We start from the raw sequence: 6,149 nt of genomic DNA on the forward strand, positions 1-6,149 counted from the left end.
CGTCCGTCGAGGTCGTATTGGTTGGTGGGGTCGCCGGGGTAGGCGTAGCGGTTGTCTCCGCCTCCGTATACGGGGTCGGTGGAGAGGAAGCGTCCGGTGGTGGGGTTGTAGAGGCGGACGCCCATGAGGGTGAGGCCGGTGGGGGTTTCGGTGGAGCGTTGTTTGGCGCCGAGCCAGTTGTAGCGGGTGGCTGGCTGTCCGGTGCGGGGGTTGCCGTATTCGTCGTTGTCGAGTGCGACGGGGGGCTTGGTGGTGTCGAGAGGGAGTTGGACGGCGACGTCGCCGTGGATGGTGGTGAGTTGGAGGATGGTGCCTCCGGTTTTGGTGGTGGTGGCGGCGAGGTCTCCGGTGGCGGACTCGACGTTGCGGGTCAGGGCGCCGGTGGCGGTGTCCTCGGTGATCCAGCGGGGGTTGTCGCCGTCGCTGTCGTAGTGGTTGAGCTTGGATGCGGTCTGGGTCCAGGTGCTGCCGCTTCCGGTTTCGGTCTTCCAGGAGCGGAAGCGCTGGTTGGCGTCGAGCTGCCAGGTCTGGCGCTGGGTGCCGGCGGTGATCTGGTGGACCAGGTCGTTGGCGTGGTAGCCGACGGTGCTGCCCGGCAGTGTGGTGGTGCGGCCGAGGTTGTCGTAGGTGTAGCCGGTGTCGACGAGCCGGTCGGCGCTGTCGTAGGTGTGGTTGGTGGTGGTGCCGGTGGTGGTGGGGCAGTCGGTGCCGGGGGCGCCGGCTGCTGCGGTGAGGGACTTGCGGTTGGTGCGGTTGTCGAAGGCGTAGGTCCGCTTGGTGCAGATGGTGTCTGCGGTGTCTTCGACGGTGGTCAGGCGACCGGTGGCGTCGTAGCCGTAGTTCTGGTCGGACCAGCCTGCGTGGCGGGTGACCTGGCCGTGGACGGACTCGCTGGTGGTGTCGGAGTAGACGGCGGTGCCGTCGCTGTCGCGTGTGTAGGTGCGTTCGGTGGCCGAGCCGGTGGTGTCCTCGCTCTGGGTGAGGGTGTAACCGCCGGGCAGTTTCTCGGTTGCGACGGATCCGTCGGCGTCGTAAGTGGCCTGGAAGGCGCCTGCGATGGAGTCGGTGGTCTTGGTGACCAGGCCCCGCGGTTCGGCCGCGTGGTCGTAGGTGAGCGTGACCGTGGAAGGCACGTTGTCGCTGACCTTGACCGGGCGGTCGAGTAGGTCGTACTCGGTGGTTGTCACGCCGCCGTCGGCGTCCGTGTAGGAGGTCTGTCGGCCGAGCTTGTCGAACACCTTGGTGATCGTGCCTCCGGTCGGAGAGGTCACCTTTACTTCGCGGCCGGTGGCCGGGTCGTACTCGGTGGTCGATTCGGGGACCGCTTGGCCCAGGCCGCCGGTGATGGCGGACTTGGTCTGGCGGCCGGCGTTGTCGTAAGTAGTCGTGGTGGTTCGGGTGGTGCCGTTCGCGGTGTCGGTGATCTTGGCGGTGTTGCCCCACCAGTCGTACTCGGTGGTGCTGGTCGGCAGCTGCGACGGGTTTGAGCCGCCGCCGGTGATTGCACCGGCTGGTCCTGTGGAGCAGACCTGGTCGGCCCATTCCGGGCGGCCGTTGCAGGTGCCGGTGCCGGTCGCGGACCAGTAGGTGGTTACCCGGGTGCCCGCGTCGGTGCCGGTAGTGCCGGGCAGCCGCTGCTTGGTGACGCGGCCCTGGGCGTCGTACTCGGTGGTCTCGGTGATTGCGAGGCCGCCTGGGTCCTTGATCGTCTGGGTGGGCAGGCCCTTGGCCCAGTCGTACATGGTCTGCACGACGCGGGACTCGCCCTGGACGCTGGGGTGCTCACGCACTTGGGCGCCGGTGACGGTTTTGGTGACTTGGTCCTTGACGGTCGCTGTTCCGTCGGTGGGACGGCCCGTGTCGTACTCGTTGACGGTCCAGGAGCGGGCGGTCACCGGCGTGCCGGCCGAGACCAGTGTGGTGCTGCCGGACTTCAGGTCGGCCGTCAGATCGATGCGGTGCAGCGGCCCGAGTTCCTCCATCTCGCGGGTGCCAGCCTCGTTGTAGAGCGAGGAGGTGGACAGCAGGTTCGCGCGCTCGGCCGAGGGCAACTGCACGATACCGAGGTCAGCCTGGGCCGCCCGGTCGCCCGTGCTCGTGCCGAGTGCGATGGCCCGGTTTGCGGCCGACAGTTCGCGCACCGTGTTGCCGAAGCGGTCGTACTCGATGGTGGTGATGTGTCCGCCGGGCGTGACAGCGTTGACCGAGCGTCCGGAGACGCCCATGTAGGTGACGCTGGCACGGGTGTAAGACGCGGCGGTCAGTGCGTCACCGGAGTTCGCGGCAGGCACCGCGTCGGCGGGGAAGACCGCGGCCGCGTCGGTCGGGGCATCCGTCTGGCCCCAGCCCTTCACGTTCGCGGCTCCCATCGCGTAAGGAGCCTTCGTGCCGGTCAGCGGAACGTCGTAGACGATTGTGGTGGCGGCGGTGCCTTCCAAAACGTCCGTGGTGCCCTGCTTGAGGCCCGGGCGGGAAGCCTTGAGCAGCATGCCGTCACCGGCGGTGGCGGCACTGCCAGCCTTGCCGTAGGTGAATGTCCAGGGCAGCTCACCGGCAGCGGTCTGTCCGGTGACGCGGCCCGCACTGTCGTAGGTGTACTCGGTCTTCAGTGCCGGGCTGATCTGTGAGTCCCATGTCTGACGCAGGCGGCCGTCCTTGTCGTAGGCGTAGGACTGCACGGCCTTGGCCGTCGCTGCGGCCGCACCGGGCTCGGTGGACCACATCCGGATCTCTTTCACCTGGCCGGTGAAGTCGCCGAACGCGGAGTCGGTGGCGGTGGTGGAGGCCGCGTAGATGAACTCCAGGGCACGGCAGCCCTTTGTCGCCGGCGTTGCGGTGCACGTCACGGCGCTCGTGGCGGAGGTCGGCGCGATGATCCGCTTCGGACGAGCGACCTTCTTGCCGTCCACGGTCACGGTCTCGGAGATCACCGTGGTCGTGGTGTTGGCCAGACCGTCCAGCAGCGTGCTGGAGACCTGCCAGGTTGCGACGGCCGGGTCCGGCTTGGTGAACTCGGTGACCGTGCCGCTGGTGTCGGAGAGAGTGAACGTGGTGCCGACAGTGCCGGTGAGAGTCAGGTCCTCGGAACCGGGCTCAGGGATCCAACCGTTCTTTGCGGAGTTGGCGGTGAAGTGGATGGCATCGCCTTCTACCAGCACCACGTCGACCGCGGTGGCAGACACCTGGCGGATGTGGGAGTAGTCCGAATCGGTTGCCTCGGCGACGGTTCCGGACACCCACTCCTTGCCGAAGATCGGTGCCTGGCCCTCCTGGCTGGCGCCCTTTTGCGGGTCGCGCGAGGAGGCTGTGCGTGAAACCGTCAGGCCCAGCGCGGAGGTGTCGGTCTCCGACAGGGCATAGTCACCGGTCAGCAGATTCACTGAACCTGTGCCCACCGCGTCGGTCGCGGCGCCGCTCGCGTTGCGGTCGACGACCACGGTCAGTGGCTGGGTCGATCCGGCAGCAGAATTCGGGCCGGTGAAGTCGGCCTTGATCTGGATGGTGCCGTCCGGATTGACTGTATCGGTGGTGTTCCAGACCAACGGCGCGTTCCTGCCGCCCGTCAGGGGTACCGGCCATGCTGCAACCGGGGTGCCCCCGGACGTGATGTCACCTGCCGGGATCTTCACCCAGGCGTCGGCCTCGGACCGCCGCCAAGAGAACGACACATTGTTGTACTTTCCTCCGTCGGCCTCGGCCACCAGGGGCAGACGACGAGCGGTGCGCTCGCCCTCCGCGGGCTGCACGAAGCCGCCGGCGCCGGCGTGGAAGGTGTACTCGATGGCCTCGGACTTGTTGTCCGCCTTGTCGACCGACCGCACCTGCAGGGTGTGGGTGCCGTCCTTCGGCGGGACGACAGAGATCGCCTTCGCGGTCGAGGCGCCACCGGTGGCGACCTTGGTCCAGGTCACCCCGTCCAGCGACCACTCGAGCCAGTTGTGGTCCGTGGCCGGCGGGGTCACGTTGAACACCCCGGCCTGGCCGGCGCCCTTGACCCATGCACTGGACGGATAGTCCGTCGAAGTGATCGAGCCGGGAGCGGACGGCGCCGCTGTGTCGACGGTGAACGTCTTGTACGCCGACCAGCCGACGTTGTAATGCGTGCCGTCGTAGGGCGAAGTGCGGAACTTGTAGGTCTTGCCGTTGGTCAGCACTCCGGCCGGAACAGTCACCGAGGCGACCTGCCCGCTGGGTACGAACTTCGACACGAGAACGTCGCCGACCTGTGTACTGGTGGCACTGTCGAAGATCTGGAAGGTGCCGTTGACCTTGTCACCGTTGGGGTCGACGAACGTGTCCCGCAGCGTGGGCGTGGCCGTGTTGACCACGTAGGCACCGCCGTAGGAGAAGAACGGCGGACCCGCCTCCTGCTTCGTACCCGTGCGTGGCCGGTAGTTGTAGGTCACCACAAGCTTCGGCGGGTTGGAGGCGGCGTTGGCAGAGTTGATCCGCTTCCACTGACCCGTGACGTTCTCGTCAGAGGCGCGCAGACCCATGTGCGACTTGGCCGCCTTGGCCGATGCCCATTCCTGCACCATCGTGGTCACATCGGCGTTGATCCAGCCCACCGGCTGCGCGGTGCACGAGGCATTACCCCGCGTCTCCGAGGAGGTGGCCTTCTTCGCGATCCACGCCGGCTGGTTGGGCGCGGCCCAGCGTGACGACGTCGAAGCGGCGCCGGTGGACCACACCTCCCACGGCTGCAAGGGACACGATGAACCGGTGTAGTTGCCGGAGTGGAAGTTCCACAGCGACAACTTCGCGTCCATCACCAGCGCGTCGGCGATCGGGGCGGTGTTCCACGAGATGAAGGAACGCGCGGTGCGGTACGTGCCGTCGGCGTTCTTGGTGCCCGGATTGCCCACGTCCAGCTCGACGTCGGTGGACCAGTCGACGTTCTCGCCCTGCTGGACGTAGGTGTCGAAGACATTGCCCAGAGAAGAGGTGGAAGGATCCACCGTCACCGGGTACGTCGTCTTCGGGTCGGCCAGAAAGCCCGCGTCCGGGGTAATGACCAGATCCACTCCGCCCTTGGTCTTGACGGCCTTCATGGCAACGCGGGCCCGCCGGGTGTGTTCACCGGAGGCCTTGTCGACACTCGCGTCCCACATCACAGGCGCTGGCATGACGGCGGTCTTCTTTGACTTCTTGTCAGTGAAGAGAAGGCTGCCGTCCTTCTGCTGCTTGGTCTTCAGCCCCTTCGTCTTCAACGGGAGCGTGTACGAGAAGCCCGCAGCCGGCTTGCCCTTCACCTCGACGAACTGTTCGAACCCGGTACGAGTCGCCTCCACCACGACGTCCGCACCCGGCACGGCATCGGGGTACGTCGCCCGCGTGCCGTCGAGCTTAGGAGCGGGCAGTCCGCCCCTCCACTGCAGAGTGATCTGCTCGTCGCCCTCGCCCAGCGTCACCAAATCAGTGGCTGCGGCTTCCTGAGCGGCCTTCAGCGAGGAGGCCTTCTTGCCGGCTTTGCCGGACAGCCGCAGGCCACGCGGATGCGCCTTCGACTCGACCGACCCATCGGACAGAGCCGTGAAGTTCACATCGACGTCACGCCACTGCCCGCTATCGTCCTTGAAACGAACAGGCCCGGCGGAAATCTCCGTAGTAAAAGAGCCGTCCTTGTTCACCCAGGTCGTAGAGGACTCGGTCCGTTCGGACAGAGCCTCGACCCGCTTGCCCGACAAGCGGGCCAGAACACGGGCCGACAAGATGTCAGCCGCCTGAGTCGCGTACTGCCGCGACGGCTTCGTCTTCGCCTGGACATCGGCGTTCGCGCTGGCCAGCGCCATCTCCGAGCCCTGCAACAACGTTATCGCCATGGTCAGAGCGAGAGACGCGGCAACCCGCCGTCTCCACACACCAGGCGCCGACCGGGCAGCACTCTGCCAGGCCACCAGTCTTCGATTCATTCGTTCTGTAACCCCCCACAAAGCTGACCCAACGGTTAGGCCAGCAAACGGAAAGTAACCAACACCAAAAGATGGCAAAACCGTCACAACATATCCATAAATGATCTTTGCGTTCCGCTTTCGCAAAAAAATGGCCTGAAATAACACCAGCCACAGGGAACCCAACTACCCCCACATCCGCACCAGCAGCAAAAGGCCACCTCAACAGCATCTGCGCACGAACGCGACGCCACGTCG

The 6,149-nt window shown here is 66.3% G+C and carries 1 protein-coding gene; it reads right to left on the reverse strand.

The window, feature by feature from the left end; all coding sequences use genetic code 11:
• A partial coding sequence (locus tag ABZY11_RS42225; RefSeq protein WP_356484258.1) for an RHS repeat-associated core domain-containing protein occupies positions 1–5,822 on the reverse strand: 5,822 nt, incomplete at its 3' end.
• Positions 5,823–6,149 lie beyond the last annotated feature (327 nt).

This window comes from Streptomyces sp. NPDC006510 (assembly GCF_040611955.1).
In the GTDB taxonomy this organism is placed as follows: Bacteria; Actinomycetota; Actinomycetes; order Streptomycetales; family Streptomycetaceae; genus Streptomyces.